Annotated in this window: 15 protein-coding genes and 3 pseudogenes; 7 read left to right on the forward strand and 11 right to left on the reverse strand. The window is 70.3% G+C overall.

Annotation, left to right across the window (positions count from 1 at the left end):
- Positions 1 to 3 precede the first annotated feature (3 nt).
- Both F9278_RS24620 and F9278_RS24625 read left to right on the forward strand, forming a co-directional pair.
- A complete protein-coding gene (locus tag F9278_RS24620; RefSeq protein WP_226967323.1) occupies positions 4 to 525 on the forward strand; it encodes a DUF4956 domain-containing protein in 522 nt (173 codons plus the stop codon).
- Between the two features lie 155 nt (positions 526 to 680).
- Positions 681 to 1,061, forward strand: a pseudogene (locus F9278_RS24625) (carbohydrate-binding domain-containing protein); the annotation flags it as partial.
- A gap of 293 nt (positions 1,062 to 1,354) precedes the next feature.
- Here F9278_RS24625 and F9278_RS24630 read toward each other — a convergent pair.
- Positions 1,355 to 2,332 carry a hypothetical protein gene (locus F9278_RS24630; protein ID WP_152170262.1) on the reverse strand — a complete coding sequence of 326 codons (978 nt, stop codon included), beginning with the start codon at positions 2,330 to 2,332 and terminating at the stop codon, positions 1,355 to 1,357.
- 199 nt (positions 2,333 to 2,531) lie between these two features.
- Positions 2,532 to 3,434: a CAP domain-containing protein gene (locus F9278_RS24635; protein WP_152170263.1), complete on the reverse strand. Its 903-nt coding sequence runs from the start codon at positions 3,432 to 3,434 to the stop codon at positions 2,532 to 2,534.
- Between the two features lie 564 nt (positions 3,435 to 3,998).
- On the opposite strand from F9278_RS24635, the gene F9278_RS24640 reads away from it, so the two are divergent.
- The 4 genes from F9278_RS24640 (at position 3,999) to F9278_RS24655 (ending at position 8,885) form a co-directional block, all read left to right on the forward strand.
- Positions 3,999 to 5,354, forward strand: coding sequence for a pectate lyase family protein (locus F9278_RS24640; protein ID WP_152170264.1), 1,356 nt, complete (start codon positions 3,999 to 4,001; stop codon positions 5,352 to 5,354).
- 290 nt (positions 5,355 to 5,644) lie between these two features.
- Positions 5,645 to 6,889: a saccharopine dehydrogenase family protein gene (locus F9278_RS24645; RefSeq protein WP_152170265.1), complete on the forward strand. Its 1,245-nt coding sequence runs from the start codon at positions 5,645 to 5,647 to the stop codon at positions 6,887 to 6,889.
- 59 nt (positions 6,890 to 6,948) lie between these two features.
- Positions 6,949 to 8,457 carry an APC family permease gene (locus F9278_RS24650; protein ID WP_152170266.1) on the forward strand — a complete coding sequence of 503 codons (1,509 nt, stop codon included), beginning with the start codon at positions 6,949 to 6,951 and terminating at the stop codon, positions 8,455 to 8,457.
- A 5-nt stretch (positions 8,458 to 8,462) separates the two neighbouring features.
- The gene (locus tag F9278_RS24655) at positions 8,463 to 8,885 is read left to right on the forward strand and encodes a universal stress protein (protein ID WP_152170267.1); all 423 of its coding nucleotides are present in this window, start codon (positions 8,463 to 8,465) and stop codon (positions 8,883 to 8,885) included.
- A gap of 53 nt (positions 8,886 to 8,938) precedes the next feature.
- Here F9278_RS24655 and F9278_RS24660 read toward each other — a convergent pair whose 3' ends face one another.
- From F9278_RS24660 to F9278_RS24675, 4 genes and pseudogenes are all read right to left on the reverse strand, one after another.
- The gene (locus F9278_RS24660) at positions 8,939 to 9,304 is read right to left on the reverse strand and encodes a PH domain-containing protein (RefSeq protein ID WP_152170268.1); all 366 of its coding nucleotides are present in this window, start codon (positions 9,302 to 9,304) and stop codon (positions 8,939 to 8,941) included.
- Positions 9,305 to 9,356: 52 nt separating this feature from the next.
- Positions 9,357 to 9,770: pseudogene (locus F9278_RS24665) on the reverse strand (Uma2 family endonuclease); the annotation flags it as partial.
- Positions 9,767 to 11,043 (reverse strand): annotated as a pseudogene (gene metG / locus F9278_RS24670) (methionine--tRNA ligase); the annotation flags it as partial. The pseudogenes F9278_RS24665 and metG, both read right to left, overlap by 4 nt.
- Before the next feature lie 95 nt (positions 11,044 to 11,138).
- Entirely contained in the window at positions 11,139 to 13,238 is a 2,100-nt protein-coding gene (locus tag F9278_RS24675; RefSeq protein WP_226966910.1) for a VWA domain-containing protein, read from the reverse strand.
- Between the two features lie 748 nt (positions 13,239 to 13,986).
- On the opposite strand from F9278_RS24675, the gene F9278_RS24680 reads away from it, so the two are divergent.
- On the forward strand, positions 13,987 to 16,077 hold the full coding sequence (locus F9278_RS24680; RefSeq protein WP_152170272.1) for a PhoX family protein: 2,091 nt from the start codon (positions 13,987 to 13,989) through the stop codon (positions 16,075 to 16,077).
- A gap of 117 nt (positions 16,078 to 16,194) precedes the next feature.
- Here the strand turns inward: F9278_RS24680 and F9278_RS24685 are convergent, their stop codons facing one another.
- The 5 genes from F9278_RS24685 to F9278_RS24705 form a co-directional block, all read right to left on the reverse strand.
- Entirely contained in the window at positions 16,195 to 16,410 is a 216-nt protein-coding gene (locus F9278_RS24685) for a hypothetical protein (RefSeq protein WP_152170273.1), read from the reverse strand.
- 170 nt (positions 16,411 to 16,580) lie between these two features.
- The gene (locus F9278_RS24690) at positions 16,581 to 18,575 is read right to left on the reverse strand and encodes an FUSC family protein (protein ID WP_152170274.1); all 1,995 of its coding nucleotides are present in this window, start codon (positions 18,573 to 18,575) and stop codon (positions 16,581 to 16,583) included.
- An 86-nt stretch (positions 18,576 to 18,661) separates the two neighbouring features.
- Complete coding sequence (locus tag F9278_RS24695) at positions 18,662 to 19,783, reverse strand: endonuclease/exonuclease/phosphatase family protein (RefSeq protein WP_152170275.1); 1,122 nt, start codon at positions 19,781 to 19,783, stop codon at positions 18,662 to 18,664.
- Between the two features lie 178 nt (positions 19,784 to 19,961).
- Positions 19,962 to 20,411, reverse strand: coding sequence for a DUF7144 family membrane protein (locus F9278_RS24700; RefSeq protein WP_152170276.1), 450 nt, complete (start codon positions 20,409 to 20,411; stop codon positions 19,962 to 19,964).
- A gap of 161 nt (positions 20,412 to 20,572) precedes the next feature.
- On the reverse strand, positions 20,573 to 21,373 hold the full coding sequence (locus tag F9278_RS24705; RefSeq protein ID WP_152170277.1) for an alpha/beta fold hydrolase: 801 nt from the start codon (positions 21,371 to 21,373) through the stop codon (positions 20,573 to 20,575).
- Position 21,374 lies beyond the last annotated feature (1 nt).

A 21,374-nucleotide genomic window follows, 5' to 3' on the forward strand; every position in this document is an offset into this window, starting at 1 on the left:
CTCATCGCCGCCTTCCTCGGCGTCAACGTCGGTGTCCTCGCGGTCGCGATGACGCTCAGCTCCTCGTCGGTCGGTATCGGCCTCGGGATGGGGCTGTTCGGCGTGCTGTCGATCATCCGGCTGAGGTCCAACGAGATCGCCCAGCACGAGATCGCGTACTACTTCTCCGCGCTCGCCCTCGGCCTGCTGGCCGGACTGCCGGAGGAGGTCAACGTCCTGTCGACCCTCCTCATGGCGCTGATCGTCGCCACGGTGTACGTCGGCGACCACCCGAGGCTCCTCGGCCGCTACCGGCAGCGCAGCCTGCGCCTCGACGCCGCCTACACCGACGAGGACGCCCTGCGCGCACACCTCGAAGTGCTGCTGGGCGGCCGGGTGGTGAACCTGTCCGTGCAGAGCGTGGACCTGGTCAACGACATGACCCTGGTCGACGTCCGGTACGTCGTCACCGGCGACGAGGGCGCGCGGGCGCCCCGGGAGGCCGCCGGGCACCGGGTCGAGCAGGGGCCGGGGGTCCGGGCATGACGGCCCTGGACTCCGTCGCCCCCGTGGTCGGGGCGCTGCGCCCCATCGGCCTCGACGAACTCGTCGACCGTGCCGAGCTGCTGACCCGTCTGGACCGCAAGTACATGCTGCCGCTCATCGATCTTCCCCTCGTGGTGGGTGGGATGGATGAGGACATGCAGGTCCTGGAGGCGAACGCGGCCCTGTACAGCGCGGGCGACCTGACGATCGGCGGCAGCGGCTCGCTGACCGTGAAGGGGAACGGCAACGACGCGATCGCCGGGAAGGACGGGCTGGTCGTCGAGGGCGGGAACATCACCGTCGAGGCCGCCGACGACGGCATCCGGGGCAAGGACTACCTGGTCGTGAACGGCGGCACGGTCGCCGTGACGGCGAAGGGCGACGGCCTGAAGTCCGACAACGCGGACGAGGAGGACACGGGGTACATCGCCGTCGCGGGTGGCACCGTCTCCGTGACGGCCGGCGGGGACGCCGTGGACGCGGACGGGAAGGTGGTGGCGTCGTACGTCACCTCGAAGACCATCCAGAACGTCGTCTACTCGGGTGCCGCGATCAAGTCCGGCGAGGAGTACACGGTCTACTCCGGCGGCACCACCTCCGGCACCGACACGGGCGGCCTCGCCGCCTCCGGCAGACTCGGCTCGGCGAAGAAGCTCACCACGGTCACCGCGGGCGAGGCTCCGCAGGGCGGCGGCTTCGGGGCGGGCCGGGGGGTGGGGGCGGAGACCGGGGGTGAGGGGCTGAGCCGAGGAAGGAAGCCGGAGACCGCCGTCGCCGCCGGGCCTTGCCGACCCGGCGGCGACGGCGGTGCCGCCACCCGCGCCGGAACTCAGCCGCTCACCTCTGAGCCCGCCGGGTCCTCCGCGTTCCCCACGCCCTCCACGCCCTCCACGCCCTCCGGGTCCTCCGGGTCCTCCGCGAAGAGCTCCTCCGCGTGCGCGACCGTGCCGGCCAGGTCGAGCCAGGTGCTGACGCGGGTGGGATCGGAGCATGTGGTGATGCGTTCGCGGATATCGTCGGTGACGGGAATGCCACGCACCTCCAGGACGCGCAGAACCCCCTTGGCCTCCCCCTTTGCCTCCCCCTTTGCCTCCCCCTTGGCCTCCCCCTCCAGGTAAGCCGTCTCGCGGACTGTCCCCCGACCGGGGAAGTAGCTGACGAAGCTCATGATGTCCCTCCACTTTTCTCCGGCGGGAGTGCCCCGCAGATTGACTTCCAGGAACTCGTAGAAGTAGTCGGCTGCCTTCCCGTCCGTCTCCTGAAGAGCGCGGCCCATCGCGTCCAGTATGTCCTCGATCTGAGCGCTACGGGCGTGTGCGAGAGCGGAGAAGGCGGCCATTGCGAGGCTGTTCGCCGCGGTCCGCGCGTCGGTGATCGCCGGAATGTTGTCCGGTCCGACGACCATGGGGTGGGTGCGCTGGGTGATCCAGCCGCGCGTGCCGCAGTCGAAGGGGCCTGACGCCCACTTCGCGGTGCGCCGGTCCTGGCAGACGACGAGCAGCAGTACGGGCAGACGGTACTTGGACTGGAGGTACGAGACGTAGTACGGCCAACTCCTCCCCTTGTCCGGCTTTCGCTCGCCCTGTACTTCGACGGCGAGCATGAAGTCCTCCCCGTCGGACGGGCCGATGCGCAGCACGGTGTCGACGCGCCGCTCCAGCGGTTTGGTCTCCGTCACGTCGGTGGTGAGCGCGTCCACGGTCGCCTTCTCCGGAAAGGGGAGGCCCAGGACTCCGAAGACGGGTGCGAGGATCTCGGGCTTCTCCTGGAAGATGCGGTGCAGACCCTCATGGGCTGAAGTGACCATGAGGCGGAACCTACGGCCCATCTCACCCCGAAATGAGCCCACTTGGGGCGTGGTCACTCATTCGAGCGAGGAAGAAACGTTCACATCAGCGCGGGTGACTGCGCTCCGGCGAAGGAGTGGGAGGACGCGCCCCCGCTCCCGCAGGCACCCGCTCCCCCGCAGCCGCCCCACCGCCGTCGCCAAGCGCGGCGCCCGGTGGTTACGCCGGTGAGCCGAAGTTCTGGGTCCAGTAGTTGCCGGGGCCCGCCAGGCCGATGCCTATTTCCTTGAAGGCGCAGTTGAGGATGTTTGCCTTGTGGCCGGGGCTGTTCATCCAGCCGTCCATGACGCTGTCGGCGGTGCCGTACCCGGCGGCGACGTTCTCGCCCGCGGTGCTGAACCTGTAGCCGACGCGCGCGAGCCGGTCGGTCATGGAGGAGCCGTCGGAGCCGGTGTGGGACATGTTCTGGTGGTCGGCCATGTCCTGGCTGTGGTCCCGCGCGGCCTTGGTGAGCTTGGTGTCCACGGTCACCGGCGAGCAACCCGCCTTCTCACGCTCGGCGTTGACGAGGGTCAGCACCCGTGCCGTGGGACCGGAATCCGTGTCGTCGTCGGAGGCGGCGGGCGCGGTGGTGTCGGACCGCGCGGCCTTCGTCGCCTTGGGCGCGACCGGCGTCGAGGTGGTCCGGTCCGGGGTGTCGGCGGCCTCGGGCGTGGACTTCGCCGCCGGGCTGCCGGACTTCGAGGGGGACGCGCTCGGGCTCGCGGAGCGCGACGGGCGCTTCTTGCGCGAGGGGGTGGGGGAGGCGCTCGCGGAGGCCTCCGTCGCGGTCGGGGTGGGGGTGCGCGAGGGCTCCCGGGCGGCGACCGTGTCCGCCTTGTCCCCTCCCCACCACGAGGACGCCACACCGCTCAGGTCGCCCAGCCCGACGCCACCGGCCAGCGCGACCGTGGGTATCCCGACCGCGCCCACCATCAGCAGCACCGCGCCGGCGACGGCAGTCTTGCGGCGCCTCGTCCTCGCGCGTGCCGTCCCCGGGCGCCGGGCCCCCGAACGGGTCGTCTCCGAACGGGTCGTCTCCGAGCCCTTCGTCTTCCGGCGATGGCTGTTCGAACGTGACATGAGTGGCCTCACTGAGTGGTCCGGCTTCGGTCCGGCTTCGGTACGACTTCGGCCTGAATGACCCCCTGGCTGGCCTCGGCCCTGACGAGCCCGGTCATTATGGGGACCGTCCGGCGACCGGGGCAACGAACGCCCGTGCGACCGTCGGGGCGGCGTCGAGAGCCCCCGCCGGGGCCGGGAGGACGTACGACCGCGGCCGTCGCCGCATCCGCCCGGACCCCCATGTGCCGCCGGGACCAGGTGGAAAGCCGTTTCGTCGGGACGGTGGGCGAAGGTGTCGCCGGCCCGGATTCTCGGTCCGGTTGGCGACCTTGGCGCCAAGTGCCCCTATTGGGGCGTGGAAGTCATCAATTGCCGCTTTGGTAAAGCGGGTCGATCGATTCCATCGTGCGCATTTCGGTCGTGACACATGTCACGCAAGTGAGAGGTGTGCAAGGGGTGGGTGTGGAACGGCCGCCCAAGAAGTTCGGTTCGGCGGCAACCAATCCCCGATCCGCGACCACACAGAGCCGTAACTCCCTTCGCGGGAGCCTCACATGAACCACGTTACGTAAGGACTCATCCGTGGCCTCTGCCTCCTCGCGCCCCTCCCACCGCCGGTCCCTCCGCAAGCGTCGGACCCTCGTGGTCTCCGCCGCCGCCGTGGCCGCGGCCGTCGGCGTCGGCGCCGTCGTGATGAACGCCAGCGCGACCGCGACCGTGGACCTGTACCACCAGGTGCTGCCCGCCAAGGACGGCTGGGCGGCGTCCGGTTCCGGTACGACCGGCGGGACGAAGGCCGACGCGGCGCACACCTTCACGGTGTCGACCCGGGCGCAGCTGGTGAAGGCGCTGGGCTCCGCGACCGACACCACACCCCGGATCATCAAGGTCAAGGGCACGATCGACGCCAACACCAATGACTCCGGCAAGAAGCTGACCTGCGCGGACTACGCCTCAGGCACCGGCTACTCGCTCTCCGCCTACCTCAAGGCGTTCGCCCCGTCGACGTACGGCAAGAAGGCGCCCAAGGGCACCCAGGAGACCGCCCGCGAGGCCGCCGAGACCAAGCAGAAGAAGAACATCGTCTTCAAGGTGCCCGCCAACACCACCGTCGTGGGCGTCCCCGGCACCAAGGCGGGCATCCTCGGCGGCAGCCTCCAGGTGCAGAACGTCAAGAACGTCATCGTCCGCAACCTGACCTTCGCGGACACCCGGGACTGCTTCCCGCAGTGGGACCCCACCGACGGCTCCTCGGGCGAGTGGAACTCCAACTACGACTCCGTCACGCTGCGCGGCGCGACCAACGTCTGGGCGGACCACAACACGTTCACCGACGCGCCGACCTTCGACAAGACCGAGGCGACGTACTACGGCCGCAAGTACCAGGTCCACGACGGCGCGCTGGACATCACCAACGGCTCCGACCTGGTGACCGTCGAGCGCAACCGGTTCCTCAACCACGACAAGACGATGCTGATCGGCTCCAGCGACACCGACTCCACCGGCAAGCTGCGCGTGACGATCCACCACAACCTGTGGAAGGGCATCGTGCAGCGGGCGCCGCTGGCCCGCATCGGCCAGATCCACCTCTACAACAACGTCTACGACATCACCACGGTCAACGGCTACGCCCCCAAGTACAGCCTCGACTCCCGCGCCAAGGCCCAGGTCGTCGCCGAGCGCAACGTCTGGAAGACCCCCGCCGACGCGAAGGTCGCCAAGCTGCTGAGCGGCGACGGCACCGGCTCGGTCGCCGGCACCGGCAACCTGGTCAACGGCAAGGCCACCGATCTCGTCGCCGCGTACAACGCCGCGAACTCGAAGAAGCTGAAGAAGACGGTCAATTGGACCCCGCCCCTCACCGCCGGCCTCCAGACCGCGGTCACCGCCCTCCGCACCGACCTGTCCGGCACGACGGGCGCCGGCGCCCTCTCCTGACACCGCCCCCGCTTCCTCCCCCCCCAGTACGTGACGCCGTCCGGCCACCCTTCTCCGGTGGCCGGACGGCGTCACCCTGTCGCCCTGGCGCCCGCCGATTCACCCCAACGCCGTGCGCAGCGCCGTCACGGCGGCCCGAGGTCTGCCCTTGACCTGTTTTGACTGATATTGTCCGCCCCGCCGCTGCGAGTCCATCGAGTCCATCGAGTCGGTCGGGTCCATCGAGTCGGTCGGGTCGGTCGCATCGGGTCGGTCGAGTCGGTCGGGTCGGGCGAAAGGGGTGCTGCGCTGTGCGAGTTCTCATGGTGGGTGCGGGTGGAGTGGGTGGTGCCGTCGCGCGGATCGCGGCGCGGCGGTCGTTCTTCGCGCACATGGTGGTCGCCGACTACGACGTGACGCGGGCGGAGGCGGCGGTCGAGGCGCTCGGCGCGGACGGGCGGCGGTTCACGGCGGTGCGGCTGGACGCCTCGGACACCGGCGCCGTACGCGCCGCCCTGGCCGCGCACCGCTGCGACGTGCTGCTCAACGCCACCGATCCCCGGTTCGTGCTGCCGCTGTTCGAAGCCGCGCTCGCGCACGGCGCCCACTACCTGGACATGGCGATGTCCCTGTCCCGGCCGCATCCGACCCGCCCCTACGAGGAGTGCGGGGTCAAGCTGGGCGACGCCCAGTTCGCACGGGCCGACGAGTGGGAGGCGGCCGGGCGGCTCGCGCTGGTCGGCATGGGCGTCGAGCCGGGGCTGTCGGACGTCTTCGCCCGCTACGCCGCCGACGAGCTCTTCGACGAGGACGGCATCGACGAGATCGGCATCCGCGACGGCGCCGATCTCGTCGTCGACGGCTACGACTTCGCCCCCTCCTTCAGTATCTGGACGACCATCGAGGAGTGCCTCAACCCGCCGGTCGTTTACGAGCAGGGCCGGGGCTGGTTCACCACCCCGCCCTTCAGCGAGCCGGAGGTCTTCGACTTCCCCGAGGGCATCGGGCCGGTCGAGTGCGTCAACGTCGAGCACGAGGAAGTCCTGCTGGTGCCCCGGTGGTTGAAGGCCAAGCGGGTCACCTTCAAGTACGGCCTCGGGGACGAGTTCATCGGCGTGCTCAAGACCCTGCACAAGCTGGGGCTCGACCGGACGGACCCGGTCACCGTCGCCTCCGGCGCGGGCCCGGCCGCCGTCTCCCCGCGGGACGTCGTCGCCGCGTGTCTGCCCGATCCGGCCGGCCTCGGCGACCGGATGCGCGGCCGGACGTGCGCGGGCACCTGGGTCAAGGGCGTCAAGGACGAGCGGCCCCGCGAGGTGTACCTGTACCACGTGGTCGACAACCAGTGGTCGATGCGGGAGTACGGCTCCCAGGCCGTCGTCTGGCAGACCGCGATCAACCCCGTCATCGCCCTCGAACTCATCGCCTCCGGAGCCTGGCGGGGAACCGGCGTCCTCGGCCCCGAGGCGCTGCCGCCCCGCCCCTTCCTCGATCTGCTGACGGAGTACGGCTCGCCGTGGGGCATGCGCGAGGAGCTCACAAGACCGACTGAATAGCGTAGAAAGTCCCTTAGCCCCCTGTTGTCTGGATTCACGCACAACCGGAGAGAGGGACCATGGCCAACGACACCGCCGAAGCCCGCCCGCCCGACGGCGAAGGCCTGAAGCCGAACGCGATCGGCTTCGTCGACGCGCTCGTCATCGGGCTCAACTCCACCTCCCCGGCGTACTCGTTGGCGGCGGTGATCGGCCCGGTCGTGGCGCTCGTCGGCATCTACGCCCCCGGCGTGATGGTTGCCTCCTTCGTGCCGATGCTGCTGATCGCGTCCGCGTTCTACTACCTCAACAAGGTCGACCAGGACTGCGGCACGACCTTCTCCTGGGTCACCCGGGCGATGGGACCGTGGACCGGCTGGCTCGGCGGCTGGGCCATCGCGATGACCGGCGTCCTGGTCGTCGGCTCGCTCGCGGACGTCGCCGTGAGCTTCGCCCTGCTCGCCTTCGGCCTCGACAGCTGGGTCGACAACGACGCCGTACGCCAGACGCTCACCGTGCTGCTCATCCTCGTGATGACGGCCGTCTGCGTCATCGGCACCGAGGTCTCCGCCAAGGTGCAGAACGTCCTCATCCTCGCCCAGGTCGTCTGTCTGCTCGCCTTCGCGGTCGTCGCGCTCTACCGCGTCTACGCCGACACCGGCACCCTCGACTCCATCGACCCGTCGATCACCTGGCTGGACCCCTTCGGACCCGGCGGCGCGTCCCTCACCAGCGCCCTGCTGCTGGGCGTGTTCATCTACTGGGGCTGGGAGTCGGCGGTCAACCTCACCGAGGAGGTCGAGGACTCGGCGACCGCCCCCGGCAAGGCGGGCCTGTGGTCCACGGTCATCCTGCTGGTGACGTACGTGTCGGTCGGCTACGCGGTCGTCGCCTACGCCGGCACCGAATACCTCACCGAGAACGCCGACGACGAGGAGTACATCTTCGCGCTGCTCGCCGGTGAGGTGATGGGCGGCTGGGACTGGGTCGTCCTGCTGGCCGTCTCCACGTCCGCGCTGGCCTCCACCCAGACGACGATCATCCCGGCCTCCCGCACCGCGCTGTCCATGGCCCGACGGCACGCGCTGCCCCGGCACTTCGCACACATCAGCCACCGGTTCCGCACACCCGACGTGAGCACCTGGTGGGTCGCCGGCATCGCCATCACCTGGTACGTCGTCGTCAACGAGATCAGCGAGAACGCCCTCTTCGACTCGCTCACCGCGCTCTCCCTGCTGATCTCCTTCTACTACGCGCTCACCGGCCTCGCCTGCGCGCTCTACTACCGCCGCCATCTCACCGAGAGCCCGCACCACTTCCTGCTCATCGGCCTCGGCCCGCTGGTCGGCGCCGGACTGTTGGCCTGGCTGCTCGTCGAATCGGTCTCCGACATGTCCGACCCCGCCAACTCCTACAGCGGCGTCTCCTGGTTCGGGCTGGGCCCACCGCTGGTCATCGGTATCGGCATCGCGCTCATGGGCGTGGTGATCATGCTCGTCCTGCGGTTCGTGACACCCGCCTTCTGGTCGGAACGCCCGAGCGTGGCCGACCCCGCACTCGTCCATGACACGCACGGCAAGGAGTCCTGACGGATATGGCGATCGTTCTCGGATACGACGAGTCGCCGGGCGCGCTGCGGGCGCTGCGGGTCGCGATCGAGGTGGCGGCCGTGTACGGCGAACCCCTGGTGCTCGTCTACGGGGCGGCTGCCCCCGGCGGCAAGGGTGAGGAGTACCGGACCCACCGCGAGGCCCTTCACCAGGCCGGACGGGTCGCACTCGACCACGCGGTGGCGGCGGCCGACGAGGCCGGCGTACCGACCACCGTCGAACTCGTCGACGAGAAACCGGCCCAGGCCCTGCTCGACGCCGCCGCGCGCCACGGCGGGCGGCTCATCGTCGTCGGCACCTGGGGCGAGAGCCCGATGCGCGGCGCGCTGCTCGGCTCGACCCCGCACAAGCTCCTCCACCTCTCCCGCCTTCCCGTTCTCTGCGTGCCGGACGACGAGGAGGGATGAGGGGAGGCGGCGGCCATCAGGTCAACTTGTCAACCCGTCAACCCGTCAACCCGTCATCGGGCCACGAACTGCGTGAGGATCGCCTGCACCTCGTAGATGTCCACACCCTTGGTGAACGTCTTCTGGATCGGTTCGTGCGTGCCCGACAGCCAGATCTTCAGCTCGGCGTCGAGGTCGAAGTGACCGGCCGTCTCCACCGAGAAGTGCGTGATGCTCCGGTACGGGACCGAGTGGTACTCCACCTTCTTCCCGGTCAGCCCCTGCTTGTCGACCAGGATCAGCCGCCGGTCGGTGAACAGGATCGTGTCCCGGATCAACAGGAACGAGGCCTGAACCTGCTCCCCGTGCCCCAGAAGCCGTCCGTAGTCCTGCTGCGCCTTGCCGGGACTGACGGTGTGCGCGTTTCCGAACAGTGCCATGCACGGGGAGACGCGCGGCCGGGCGTACGGGTTGCTTTCCGCCCAAGCCGCGCTATTCGCTCGCGCCGTCCTCGGCCTTGCTCGCGTAGCGCGGCAGGTTCTCGGTCGAGATGGTCCAGTCCCCGATGGTGACGTCCTCGCCGTAGACGAAGTCCTTGCGGGTCGCGTAGCGGGGGCCGTCCGGGGTGGAGTGGATGTCGGTGAGGACGGCGCCGTCTCCCGCGCGGGGGTCGAAGATCGCGTAGACGGCGATGCCCATCAGCGGGTAGTCGCGCATCTTGGTGACCCGGTCGTTGTCCGGGTTGGAGCGGGAGACGACCTCGATGGCGGCCACGAGGGCGCGCGGGTCGAAGGAGCCGGGGACGTCCATGTCCGCCATCGCGATCACCATCACATCGGGGCGGCGCATGATGCCTTCGGCCTCGTCCTCGACATCGGGCTCGCCGGTGTGGGCCACGATCTCTTCCACGGCTCCTGCTCCGTGATGTAGCCGTTGACCTGCTTGACGAAGTCGAAGACGGCGAGGATGCCGCCCTGGAAGTCCAGCTCGTCGCCGATCTTCCGGTCGGCCTCGGCGACCGCCTTGGCCAGGCCGTCGTGCAGCGCCTTCTCGGCCTCGCCGTCGGCCGTGGCCTCCGGCAGGGTGCCCTCGAAGTACTTGCCGACCATGGCCGCGACGCGGGAGGCGAGGTTGCCGTAGTCGTTCGCCAGCTCGCTCGTGTAGCGGGCGGAGAAGTCCTCCCAGGAGAACGAGCCGTCCTGGCCGAAGGCGATCGCGCGCAGGAAGTACCAGCGGTAGGCGTCGACACCGAAGTGCGAGGTCAGGTCCTGCGGCTTGATGCCGGTCAGGTTCGACTTCGACATCTTCTCGCCGCCGACCATCAGCCAGCCGTTCGCCGCGATCTTCCCGGGGAGGGGCAGGCCCTGCGCCATCAGCATCGCCGGCCAGATCACCGCGTGGAAGCGGAGGATGTCCTTGCCGACGAGGTGGACGTCCGCCGGGAAGGTGGCCTCGAACTTCTCCAGGTTCTCGTTGTAGCCGACCGCCGTGGCGTAGTTGAGCAGCGCGTCGACCCACACGTAGATCACGTGCTTCTGGTCCCACGGGATCGGGATGCCCCAGTCGAAGGTCGAGCGGGAGACCGACAGGTCCTGAAGGCCCTGGCGGACGAAGTTCACCACCTCGTTGCGCGCGGACTCGGGCTGGATGAAGCCGGGGTTCGCCTCGTAGTGGGCGAGGAGCTTGTCGCCGTACTCGCTCAGCTTGAAGAAGTAGTTCTCCTCGCTGAGGATCTCCACCGGCTTCTTGTGGATCGGGCAGAGCTTCTGACCCGCGAAGTCGCCTTCGCCGTCGAGCAGTTCGCCCGGAAGCTTGTACTCCTCGCAGCCGACGCAGTACGGGCCCTCGTAGCCGCCCTTGTAGATCTCGCCCTTGTCGTACAGGTCCTGCACGAACTCCTGGACGCGGTCGGTGTGCCGCTTCTGCGTGGTGCGGATGAAGTCGTCGTTCGCGATCTCCAGGTGCTCCCAGAGGGGCTTCCACGCCTCCTCGACGAGCTTGTCGCACCACTCCTGCGGAGTCACTCCGTTGGCGTCGGCGGTGCGCATGATCTTCTGACCGTGCTCGTCCGTGCCGGTGAGGTACCACACCTTCTCGCCGCGCTGGCGGTGCAGTAGTAAATGGGGGTGGAGACGTAGAACGCCTTGCCACCCTGCTTCTCGGTTCCAGTGGCCGCCATGCCGAAATCCTGCTGGCCGAGTGAAGATCGACTCACACGCGTTTCGGGTGGCGGACGGGCCCCGGCCTTCGCCTGGGCCCGTCCGACCTGTGTGGCTACGGGCGCCAGGTGGCCAGGATGCCTTCGTAGACCTCGGCGTCGGTGAGTTCGCGGGGGGTCTCGCCGGCCAGGAAGTGGGATGTGTTGTCCGACTTCAGCTTGCGGAGGTAGTCGAAGGCCTTGTTCTCCGGGTCGCCGAACGCGACGAACGCGAAGTGGACGGCCGGGTGGTTCTTGGCCGCGTCCGCGAGCGCCTGGTTGGCCGGGGTCTTGGCGTCCGGGGCGCCGTCGGTCTGGAAGACGACCAGGGCGGGGGTGCCGGGGGCCGACTTCTGGTGCTGGGCGAGCACCTCCTCCACGGCCACGTGGTAGCTGGTGCGGCCCATGCGGCCGAGGCCGGCGTGCAGGTCGTCGACCTTGTTCTCGAACGCGTCGAGGGTCAGCTCGCCGGTGCCGTCCAGTTCCGTGGAGAAGAAGACGACGGGGACGGTGGGGGGCGTCTCGGGGTCCAGGTGGGCGGCGAGGGCGAGGGTCTGCTCGCCGAGGGCCTGGGCGGAGCCGTCCTTGTAGTACGCCCGCATCGACGCGGAGCGGTCCAGCACGAGGTACACCTTGGCGCGGGCGTCGGTGAGGGTGTGCTTCGCGAGGGCGTCCTGGGCGGCGCGGTAGGCGGTGCCGAGCCCGGCCGCCTCGGCTGCGCCTTCGCCCTCACCGGTTGTCCCACTCGCACCACCCGTGCGGCTCGCGTCGTCACCTGCGGGTACGACCAGCGGGGCGCTCTCGCCGTCGGCGACCGCGGGTTCGGGGGTGGGGGATTCAGAGGGGGTGGGGGCGGTCGCGGTCGTGGCTGCGGCCACTGCCACTGCCACTGCCACGGGTTCGGGGGCGACGGTCGGCTCTGGGGCGACTTCGGGTTCGGGGCCGACTTCCGGCTCAGATGCTTCGGCCGGTTCCGGAGTGGCTGCCGCTTCGAGAACGACGGTCGCTTCCGGGGCGGCGGCAGTCACCGGCTCGGGAACGGTGGTCGGCTCAGGAGAGTCTTCGGCGGCAGCGGCGGCTTCGCGCTCGACCGTGGTCTCCGGCTCCGCCTCGGGGGCGGTCGCTACGGCTTCCGGCTCCGGCGCGGTCTCGGGCTCCGGCGTGGCGTCGTCCTCGGAGACAGCCACGGGCTCGGGGGTGGCTTCGGAGGCGGAGTCCGCTTCCGTCACTGCTTCCGCTTCGGGCGTCGTCTCAGCGATTGGCTTCGCCTCGGCTGCGGGCTCGGAAGCGGCCTCGGGGGCCTCGACGGCGGCCGACTCCTCCGTCGACTCCGTCTCCGGCTCGTCCTTCGGCTCGGCTTCGGTCACAGGCTCGGCGCCGGACGCGGCGGCGGGCTCCGGCGTCTCCACGTCGGCAGGCTCGGCCTCGGCGACCGGCTCCGGCTCGGCTTCCGCGACGACCTCAGGCTCCGCCACGACAGCCGACTCGGCCTCGGCGACCGGTGCCTCGTTCTCGGCGTCCGCCTTCGCCTCGGTCTCGGCAGCCGGGGCCGTGGCCTCGGCGTCCGCTTCCGGCTCGGCATCGGCAACCGGTGCCACCGGCTCAGCCACAGCCTCCGTTTCCGCCTCCGCCTCGCTCTTCGCGGCGGCAGCGGTAGCAGCAGCCGCAGGCTCGGCCTCGGCGTCCGCCGCGACAGACTCCGCGCCGGCTTCCGCGACGACCTCAGGCTCCGCCACCACAACCGACCCGGCTTCGGCGGCGGCCGGTGCCTCGTTCTCGGCGTCCGCCTTCGGCTCGCCCTCGCCCTCGCCCTCGGCGACCGGCGCCGCAGCCTCTCCCTCGGCCTCAGCCGACACCTTGGCCTCAGCCGACACCTCGGGTTCAGGCTCAGCCACCGGCTCAGGCTCCGCCACCGAAGCAGCCGCCTTCACCTCGGCCGGAGTCTCCACCTCGGCCGGAGTCTCCACCTCGGCCGGAGTCTCCACCTCGGCCGGAGTCTCCACCTCGGCCGGAGTCTCCACCTCGTCCGGAACCGTTGCCTCGTCCGGAACCGTTGCCTCAGGCTCGGCCGACACCACGGTCTCCGCCTCGGCGACCGGCGCGGGCGCGGCCTCCGCAGCGGGCTTGACCTCAGCCTCCGCAGCCGACTCCACCTCGACCTCAGCCGAGGCCTCCACCGAACCCGAATCCGACGTCGAAGCCTCAGCCGACCCCGAATCCGACCCCGAATCCGACGTCGAAGCCTCAGCCGACCCCGAATCCGACCCCGAATCCGACCCCGAATCCGACCCCGAATCCGACCCCGAATCCGACGTCGAAGCCTCAGCCGACCCCGAATCCGACCCCGAATCCGACACCGAGCCTGCCCCCGACGCCTCCCCATCCCGCGGCTTCGGCACCGTCACATTGTCGAAAGCCGCCGAGACGAGTTCGTCGGCGACGGAGACGGGGGCGGGGGCGGGGGTAGTCGAGGAGGACGGCGATGTGGGGGTCGCAGGAGTGGGCGGGGTCGGATCGGTCGCCGGGGCCGGAACCCTCGGCTCGGCGGCCTCCCCCTGGGAAGCGGAGGCGTCCTCCGTCGAGGAAACCCGCTCCGCCTCCTGCGAAGGAACCGTGTCGCGCCCCTTGCGTGAGCGGCTGAACGCATTCCGCAGGAGAGAGAGAATGCCCATGTGCGCAACCCTTCGGGTGAGTTGAAGCCCGTCAATCCCTGGCCAGGACGGACACGTAAGGTTAGCGGCCGGGCGTGGCGATCTTGGGGTGGGGCGGGCGCCTTTCACTATCCCCGCCACCCTGACCTGTCAACACCGCCTCAACTGCCGCAGGTTCACCCCCTGTTCACCTTCCGTCCCCGTTCTCGAACACACACCCCCCTAGCGTCGCGCTCACACCAAAAATGCACAAAAAAGCATCGAGGAGCGCGCTGTGCGCAAGCTGCTGCCCATGATCGGCTCGCATCCCGGCGGCCGTTCCGCCATGACCTGTCGGTTCCGCTGTGGTGACGCCTGCTTCCACGAGGTGCCCAACACCAGCACCAACGAATACGTCGGCGATGTCATCGCGAGCGCGCTGAGCCGCCGCTCGGTGATGCGCGCCGCCGCCGTGGTCTCCGTGGCCGGCGCCGCCGGTACGGCCGTATCGCTCGGCACCGCCCTGCCCGCCGCCGCGGCCACCCCGTCGGACGCCGCCGAGGCCGCGAAGGCCGCGGCGGACGCCAAGTCGAAGTTCCGGCCCAAGGGCGCCCGTGGTCTGCGGTTCACCTCCGTCGAGCCCAACACCGCCGACACCGTGACCATCCCCGACGGGTACAAGCAGAACGTCGTCATCCGCTGGGGCGAGCCGATCCTGCGCGGCGCCCCCGCCTTCGACCCGGAGAACCAGACGGCCAAGGCCCAGGCCGGCCAGTTCGGCTACAACTGCGACTTCCTCGCCCTGCTCCCGGTCCCCGGTGAGCGAGGCCGCCAGCTTCTCGTCGCGAACCACGAGTACACCGACGAGATCCTGATGTTCCGCGGCTACGACGCCGCCAACCCGACCCGGAACCAGGTCGAGGTCGCCTGGGCCGCGCACGGCCTGGCCGCCGTGGTCGTGGAGGAGGACAAGCGCACCGGCAAGCTCACCGCCGTGCCCCGCCACCACCTCAACCGGCGCGTCACCGCCACCACCGAGTTCCGGCTGACCGGCCCCGCAGCCGGCTCCGACCTCCTCAAGACCTCCGTCGACCCGACCGGTACCAAGGTCTTCGGCACCCTCAACAACTGCTCCGGCGGCACCACCCCCTGGGGCACCACGCTGCACGGCGAGGAGAACTTCAACCAGTACTTCGCCAACAGCAGCCGCGCGACCGACAAGCGCTACGGCATCGGCACCGGCGCCACCGACCGCAAGTGGGAGCGTTTCGACAAGCGGTTCGACGTCGCCCAGGAGCCGAACGAGGTGCACCGCTTCGGGTATGTGGTGGAGCTCGACCCGTACGACCCGTCCTCCACGCCCCGTAAGCACACCGCGCTCGGACGGTTCAAGCACGAGGCCGCGACCATCCGGCTGACCTCGGACGGGCGTCCGGTCGTCTACTCCGGTGACGACGAGCGCTTCGACTACTTCTACAAGTTCGTCAGCAGCAAGCGGATGAAGAAGGGGTCGGGCCGCTCCGTCCGCGAGCACAACCTCTCGCTGCTCGACGAGGGCACGCTCTACGTCGCCAAGCTCACCGGCGACTCCCCGGCGATCGAGATCGACGGCACCGGCAAGCTGCCGAGCGACGGTGAGTTCGACGGTGCCGGCGAGTGGATTCCGCTGGCCACCGCGACCGCCAAGGGCGCCGTCTCGCACGTCGACGGCATGACCGCCGACGAGGTCTTCGTCTTCACCCGGCTCGCCGGTGACAAGGTCGGCGCGACGAAGATGGACCGCCCCGAGGACATCGAGCCCAACCCGGTCACCGGCAAGGTCTACGTCGCCCTCACCAACAACACCAACCGCGGTGTCGGCTCCAACGCCAAGGCGGACGAGGCCAACCCGCGCAACTCCAACAAGCACGGCCAGATCCTCGAACTCACCGAGCACCGCAACCGCCCGGAGAGCACCAAGTTCGGCTGGCTGCTGTTCCTCGTCGCCGGCGACCCGGACGACCCGGCGACCTACTTCGCCGGCTTCCCGAAGGACGACGTCTCCCCGATCTCCTGCCCGGACAACGTCGCCTTCGACCCGTACGGCAACCTGTGGATCTCCACCGACGGCGCCCAGCTCGGCTCGCACGACGGTCTGTTCGGTGTCGCGACCCGTGGTCAGCGGCGCGGTGAGCTGAAGCAGTTCCTGACGGTGCCGAGCGGTGCCGAGACCTGCGGCCCGATCATCCAGGACCGCCGTGTCCTGGTCGCCGTCCAGCACCCGGGCGAGCTCGACGGCGCCACCGTCGAGAACCCGAAGAGCGCCTGGCCCGACGGACCGGGCAAGTACGTCCGCCCGGCGGTCGTCGCGGTGTGGCGCGCGGACGGCAGCGACATCGGCGTCTGAGTCACATAGGTACAGACGCAGATAGCAGATATAGATACAGATATAGGTACAGATACAGATGCGGGCCGCCCTCCTGTCGGAGAGGGCGGCCCGCACGTTTTCGCGCCGGGGCGAGGCTCAGGGGGCCAGGCAGCTGACGCCCGGGAGGCCCGCCGGGTCGACGAGAGCGGCCGGGTCGAGGAGCGCGGCCGGGTCGACGAGCTCCGTCACGCCGGCCGGGGTCTCGGCGACACAGGTGACGGTGGCAACCGGGTCCGGGATCGCGTGGGCGGCCGGGGCGAGGGTGCCGGCCAGGGCGAGGGTTCCGAGCAGGACGGTCGCGGTGCGACGCATGAAAAATCCCCTTATTGGTCTTATAGGTAGGGCGGTTGAACTGGATTGATCATGGCTGCTTTTCGGCTGCGAATTCGCCCCGCGTCACTCGTGCGGGGATGACGTAACGATTCAGCGCCCTGCGCCGGGTTGACCTGGGGAGGAGCCGGGGAGGAGCCGGGGCCTCGGCCTCAACGGGACGGTGAAGTGATCGTCCGGGCCGCCGCCACCTCCTGGCGCAGCGGCTCCAGCACGCTCCCCGGCGGCCCGCTGAGGTCGGAGCGCACCTCGTAGAGGGTCTCCGTCCTCCGCAGTCCCTCCGCCAACTCCCGCAATTGCAGGGTGACCTGCTCGATCTCGCCGAGGGAGGGCGGTTCGGCGCCCTGTTTGACGCGGACCCGTGCGGCCGTCGTCGCGTCGACGATCCGCTCGACCGCCACGACCAGCGGCCACCAGGCGGCGGCCCGCCGTCCGACGGGCGGCGGTTCGGTCAGGGCCCGCTGGAACTCCGTACGGATGGCGGACAGATCGCGGTAGAGACGGCGGCGCATCCGGATTCGTTCGGAGATGTCGGCCGGGGTCGGATTCTTCCCGAAGGCGCGTTCCACGTACGCGGCCGTGTCGGCGACGGCGTCGGCGAGGCGGGCGCCGACCCGTGCGTGCCAGCTCTCCGGCCAGAGCAGATAGCCCGCGACGAGGGCGATGCCGCAGCCGATGAGGGAGTCGACGAGCCGTGGCACGAGCAGGCCGGTGCCCTGGTGGTTGAGGATGTCGGAGAGAAGCAGGATCACCGGGGTGATGGCGGCCGTCTGGTAGCCGTAGCCACGGGGGGTGAACACCGGGATGAGCGGCGCGAGCAGCAGCATCACCGGCACGTCCCCCCAGCCGCGCGGCACCTGTGTGAGGATCCCGGCCGCGACCACCAGCCCCACGACCGTGCCGAGCGCCCGCAGCAGCGCCCGGGAGAACACCGAACCGAAGTCCGGCTTCAGGACGAACGTGATGGTCAGCGCCACCCAGTACGAGCGCGGCACCGCGACGAGCGAGACGAGGGCCTGGGCGATGCCGATGCAGAGCGCGAGGCGCAGGCCGTAGCGCCAGGAGGTGCCGGAGAGGGCGACGTTCCGCGCGACCCGGGCGGCGCGCACTCCCAGCGGGGCGGGGCGCCCGGCCCGGTCGCCGGCTTTCTTCAGCGCGTCCGGCGACTTCTCGCCGGCCACGTCGGCGGCGTGCCGCAGCGCCTGGTCGACCGCCTTGCCGATCGCGCTCCGGGGCTCCGGCAGCCGCAGCCCCAGCGGCCCCGAGTACCCCGTCTCCACGGCCTCCGCGAGATGCCGTACGGCCACCGGGATCTCGGCGGGCAGCGGGCGCCCGGACAGCCGGACCGCCGGGGCGGCCTCCACCAGCGGGGTGATCGCGTTCAACTGGGCCAGCAGCCGCACCAGTTCGGGGCTGCGGCCGTGGTGGCGGGCGCGGCGGGCGAGGACGAGGTCGTAGGACTGGTTGAGGGACTGGGTGACGCTGTGGCGGGCGTCGTCGTAGGTGTCCGCCGTGGCCGTGGCCGTGGCCGTGGCCGTGGCCGTCTCCGTCTCCGTGGACATCGTCGCGAGGAGGTCGGCGACCTTGCGGTAGGTGTCGGCGACGGCGGCCCGTTCCGGTACGCCCGCGCGGAGGGGCCAGGCGAGCAGGGCCAGGGCGAGGACGAGGAAGCCGCCGCCGGTCATCAGCAGCGGGGCCAGCCACCACTGTCCGGGCATGGGCAGGCCCGCGCCGATCACCGAGTTGAGCAGCAGGAGCAGCCCCGACACGGAGGCCACGGCGCCGATCGACGAGATCATCCCGGAGACCAGAGCGACCCCGGTGAGGACCCCGACGGTCACCCAGCCCTGCCCGTACACCAGCGAGCCGAGCGTGATGCCCACGGCGGCGAACAGCTGCGGGACGGCGATGTTGAGCAGGCGCATCCGGTACGCCGCCGCCGTGTCGCTGATGACGCCGGAGAGGGCGCCCATGGAGGCGAGGGCGCCGTACTCGGGCCGGCCGGCGGCGAGACCGAGGACGAGCGGCAGGGTCAGCGCGATCGCCGCGCGGGCGACGGCCGGCCGGTTGACCGGGGCGGGCTGCGGCTGGAGGTTCCGCACCAGCCAGTCGGGCGGGGCGAGACGGCTGGGGAACGGGCGGGCCATGGGCCCATTATGGCCGCGTGCGATCCGGGTTCCCGGGGGTGCTTACAGGGGTTTTCGGAGGGGGCTTCGGAGGGGGCTTTGGAGGGTCATCCGCGTCGGTGCAGGGCGAGATCCACGGTGACGGCGTTGTGGTCGGTGCCGGACAGCTCCCGGAAGCGGACCTCGCGGGCGGAGAAGTCCTCGGCGGAGACCAGGACGTGGTCGATCTGGGTGCCGAACCTCGGGACCGTCCGGGACGGCCAGGTCGCCCTGCGGTCCTGTCCGGTCAGCCGGGCGGCGTCGTTCAGACCCGTGTCGAGGATCGCGCGGAAGGCCGCGTGGTCCTGGGAGGCGTTGAAGTCCCCGGCCAGGATGGTCGGTGTCCGGGTGTCCTTCGCCGCGTAGGCCCGCAGCGCGCCCAGCTCCCGCCGCCAGGTGTCCAGTTGCCCCGGCAGCGGTGGCATGGGATGCGCCAGCTGGAGCCGTACGGGGCGGCCCTCGACGTCGGCGATCGCACCGGGCATGCCCATCGAGCCGGGGATCGGGTCGGCGGGCTTCAGGGGGTAGCGGCTGAGGATGACGGAGCCGGTGGAGCCGTAGCCCTCGACGGCCTGCCGATACGGATAGGCCGCGTCCTTCCTGTCCTGCTCGCCCTTCCCGCCCTGTTCATTGTTCTTGCCGTTCTTGCCGTTCTCGGCGTTCTCGGCGTTCTCGTCCGCCACGCTCAGGTCGCCGACGGTGTCCCGGAGGGTGGCCGAGCAGGTGACCTCGCACTCCTCGACGAAGACGATGTCCGGGCGGTCGCGCTCCAGGGCCTTGACCAGGGCGTCGGTGCCCTGCCCGAACTGCACGTTCGACGTCATCACCCGCACCTCGGCGACCACCTCCCCACCGGGCTCGCTCGCCTTCCCGTACGGCTCGATGTACCAGGCCAGCGCGCCCAGTACGACCACGCCCCAGGTCAGCCCGATCCACCAGCGGGCCAGCAGCGCGAAGAGCATCGCCAGGCCGGTGGGGACGAGCAGCCAGGGCAGGAACGCGAGCAGTTGGGGGATCGGGGTGAACGCGTCGATGTCGACTGCCCGGGAGGCGACGACGAGAGTGACGCCGAGGAGGAGCAGACCGGCGAGGAAGGCCTTGCCGCGGTGCGACCTCCGTCGTGTCGCCGCGGGCGGGGTCGGGGGCGGTTCGGGCATGGGGTCCGGCCGTTCGATGGTCGTGCTCTCCACGGCCGGTGCCTTTCGGTTTTTGTTGGCGGGTCCTCTTGAGGACGGCTGGGGTGGGGGGAAGGTTGCGTGGGTGGGTGGGTGGGTGGGTGGGTGGGTGGGGTGCGTCGTGGTTGCTCTCGCGGTTCCCCGCGCCCCTGAGAAAGCAGGGGCGCGGGGAACCGCGCGGCCGGCGTTCGGACTACGGCGTCGGGTCCGGGGACGTTGCCAGGGACCAGATCACGAAGACCGCGATGCCGATGCAGATGACGGACCAGACGGGGGCGTACGGGAGGAACATGAAGTACTCGATGGCGAAGAGCGAGGTCAGGGCGATACCGACCGCGCGGGCCCAGTCGCGGCCCTGGATGACGCCCCAGCCGGTGATCAGGACGGCGACGCCGAACGCCAGGTGGATCCAGCCCCAGGTGGTGAGGCTGAACTCGAAGACGTAGCTGCCGATGTTCGTGTACACGTCGTCCGTGGCGATCCCGGCGATGCCGTTGAGGATGCCCATGACGCCGATGACCATCATCAGGACACCGGCGAAGACCATCCCGCCGAGGGCCCACTCCGCGCTGGTGTCGCCGTGGGGTGTCCGTGTCTCCTGCGAGGCGGGGTTCGGACGTGGTGTCGTGCTGTGCTGGGCCATGAGGGCCTCCTCCGACGGATGGAGAGCGTATGGACAGCTCATCCGCATGGTCACGCGGGTGGGGGAGGGGCGCATGTGCTGTAGGCCGAATGGGTGAAAATGGGGGTAAGTGGGATAATTTGGTGGGTGGGGGGAATGGAGGGCCGGTCTCTGGGGGCGGCTCAGTCCACGCGGGCCAGGAAGGTCGTCAGGGCCTTGTTGAAGTCGTGCGGGCGTTCCAGGTTCGGGAGGTGGGCGGCGCCCTCGACGATGTGCAGGGTGGAGTCGGGGAGCGCGGCGTGCATGGCCTCCGCGTCGGGGACGGGGGTGTACTCGTCGTCGGCGCCGACGACGACCAGGGCCGGGACGGTGACACGGGTGAGCAGGTCGCGGTAGTCGGGGCGCTCGGCCCGGCCGCGCAGGGCCGCCGCGGCGCCCTCGGGGTCGGTGGCCGTCATCATGCGGCGCACATGGGCCGCGACCTCGGCGTCCGCGTACGGCGCGACCATCTTGTACAGCACCTCGTCCGCGTATCCCGTCATGCCCTCGCGCAGCAGTCGGTCGGCCGTCGCGTTCCGGGCGCGTCTGCCCTCCTGCGTCTCGGCGGCCGGGAAGGTGTCGGCGAGGAGGAGGCCGCGGACGCGGTGCGGGTGGAGGCGTACGCATTCCATCGCGATCTGGCCACCCATGGAGAGGCCTCCGAGGACGAACTCGGACACCCCGAGGTCGTCGAGGAGCGTCGCGATGTCCTCGGCGAACGTCGAGAGCGGGGTGACGCCCGGGACGACCGGGGAGCGGCCGTAGCCGCGCAGGTCCGGGGCGATGACACGGCGGGTCGCGGCGAACTCGGTGATCTGGGGGTGCCACATCGTGCGGTCGAAGGGGTGGCCGTGGATGAGGACGAGAGGGAGGGGGAGAGGGAGGGGGAGAGGTGACAGAGGGGAGGGGGCCCCTTTGTCCTCGTATGCGAGGAAGGTGGTCATG

Source organism: Streptomyces phaeolivaceus (genome assembly GCF_009184865.1).
In the GTDB taxonomy this organism is placed as follows: Bacteria; Actinomycetota; Actinomycetes; order Streptomycetales; family Streptomycetaceae; genus Streptomyces; species Streptomyces phaeolivaceus.

What these genes read in the sequence shown, in the direction of transcription:
- F9278_RS24655 (WP_152170267.1), top strand. Translation starts at nt 8,463, where the DNA reads ATGGCGATCGTTCTCGGATACGACGAGTCGCCGGGCGCGCTGCGGGCG.
- F9278_RS24700 (WP_152170276.1), bottom strand. Translation starts at nt 20,411, where the DNA reads ATGGCCCAGCACAGCACGACACCACGTCCGAACCCCGCCTCGCAGGAG.
- F9278_RS24685 (WP_152170273.1), bottom strand. Translation starts at nt 16,410, where the DNA reads ATGCGTCGCACCGCGACCGTCCTGCTCGGAACCCTCGCCCTGGCCGGC.
- F9278_RS24630 (WP_152170262.1), bottom strand. Translation starts at nt 2,332, where the DNA reads ATGGTCACTTCAGCCCATGAGGGTCTGCACCGCATCTTCCAGGAGAAG.
- F9278_RS24690 (WP_152170274.1), bottom strand. Translation starts at nt 18,575, where the DNA reads ATGGCCCGCCCGTTCCCCAGCCGTCTCGCCCCGCCCGACTGGCTGGTG.
- F9278_RS24650 (WP_152170266.1), top strand. Translation starts at nt 6,949, where the DNA reads ATGGCCAACGACACCGCCGAAGCCCGCCCGCCCGACGGCGAAGGCCTG.
- F9278_RS24660 (WP_152170268.1), bottom strand. Translation starts at nt 9,304, where the DNA reads ATGGCACTGTTCGGAAACGCGCACACCGTCAGTCCCGGCAAGGCGCAG.
- F9278_RS24635 (WP_152170263.1), bottom strand. Translation starts at nt 3,434, where the DNA reads ATGTCACGTTCGAACAGCCATCGCCGGAAGACGAAGGGCTCGGAGACG.
- F9278_RS24705 (WP_152170277.1), bottom strand. Translation starts at nt 21,373, where the DNA reads ATGACCACCTTCCTCGCATACGAGGACAAAGGGGCCCCCTCCCCTCTG.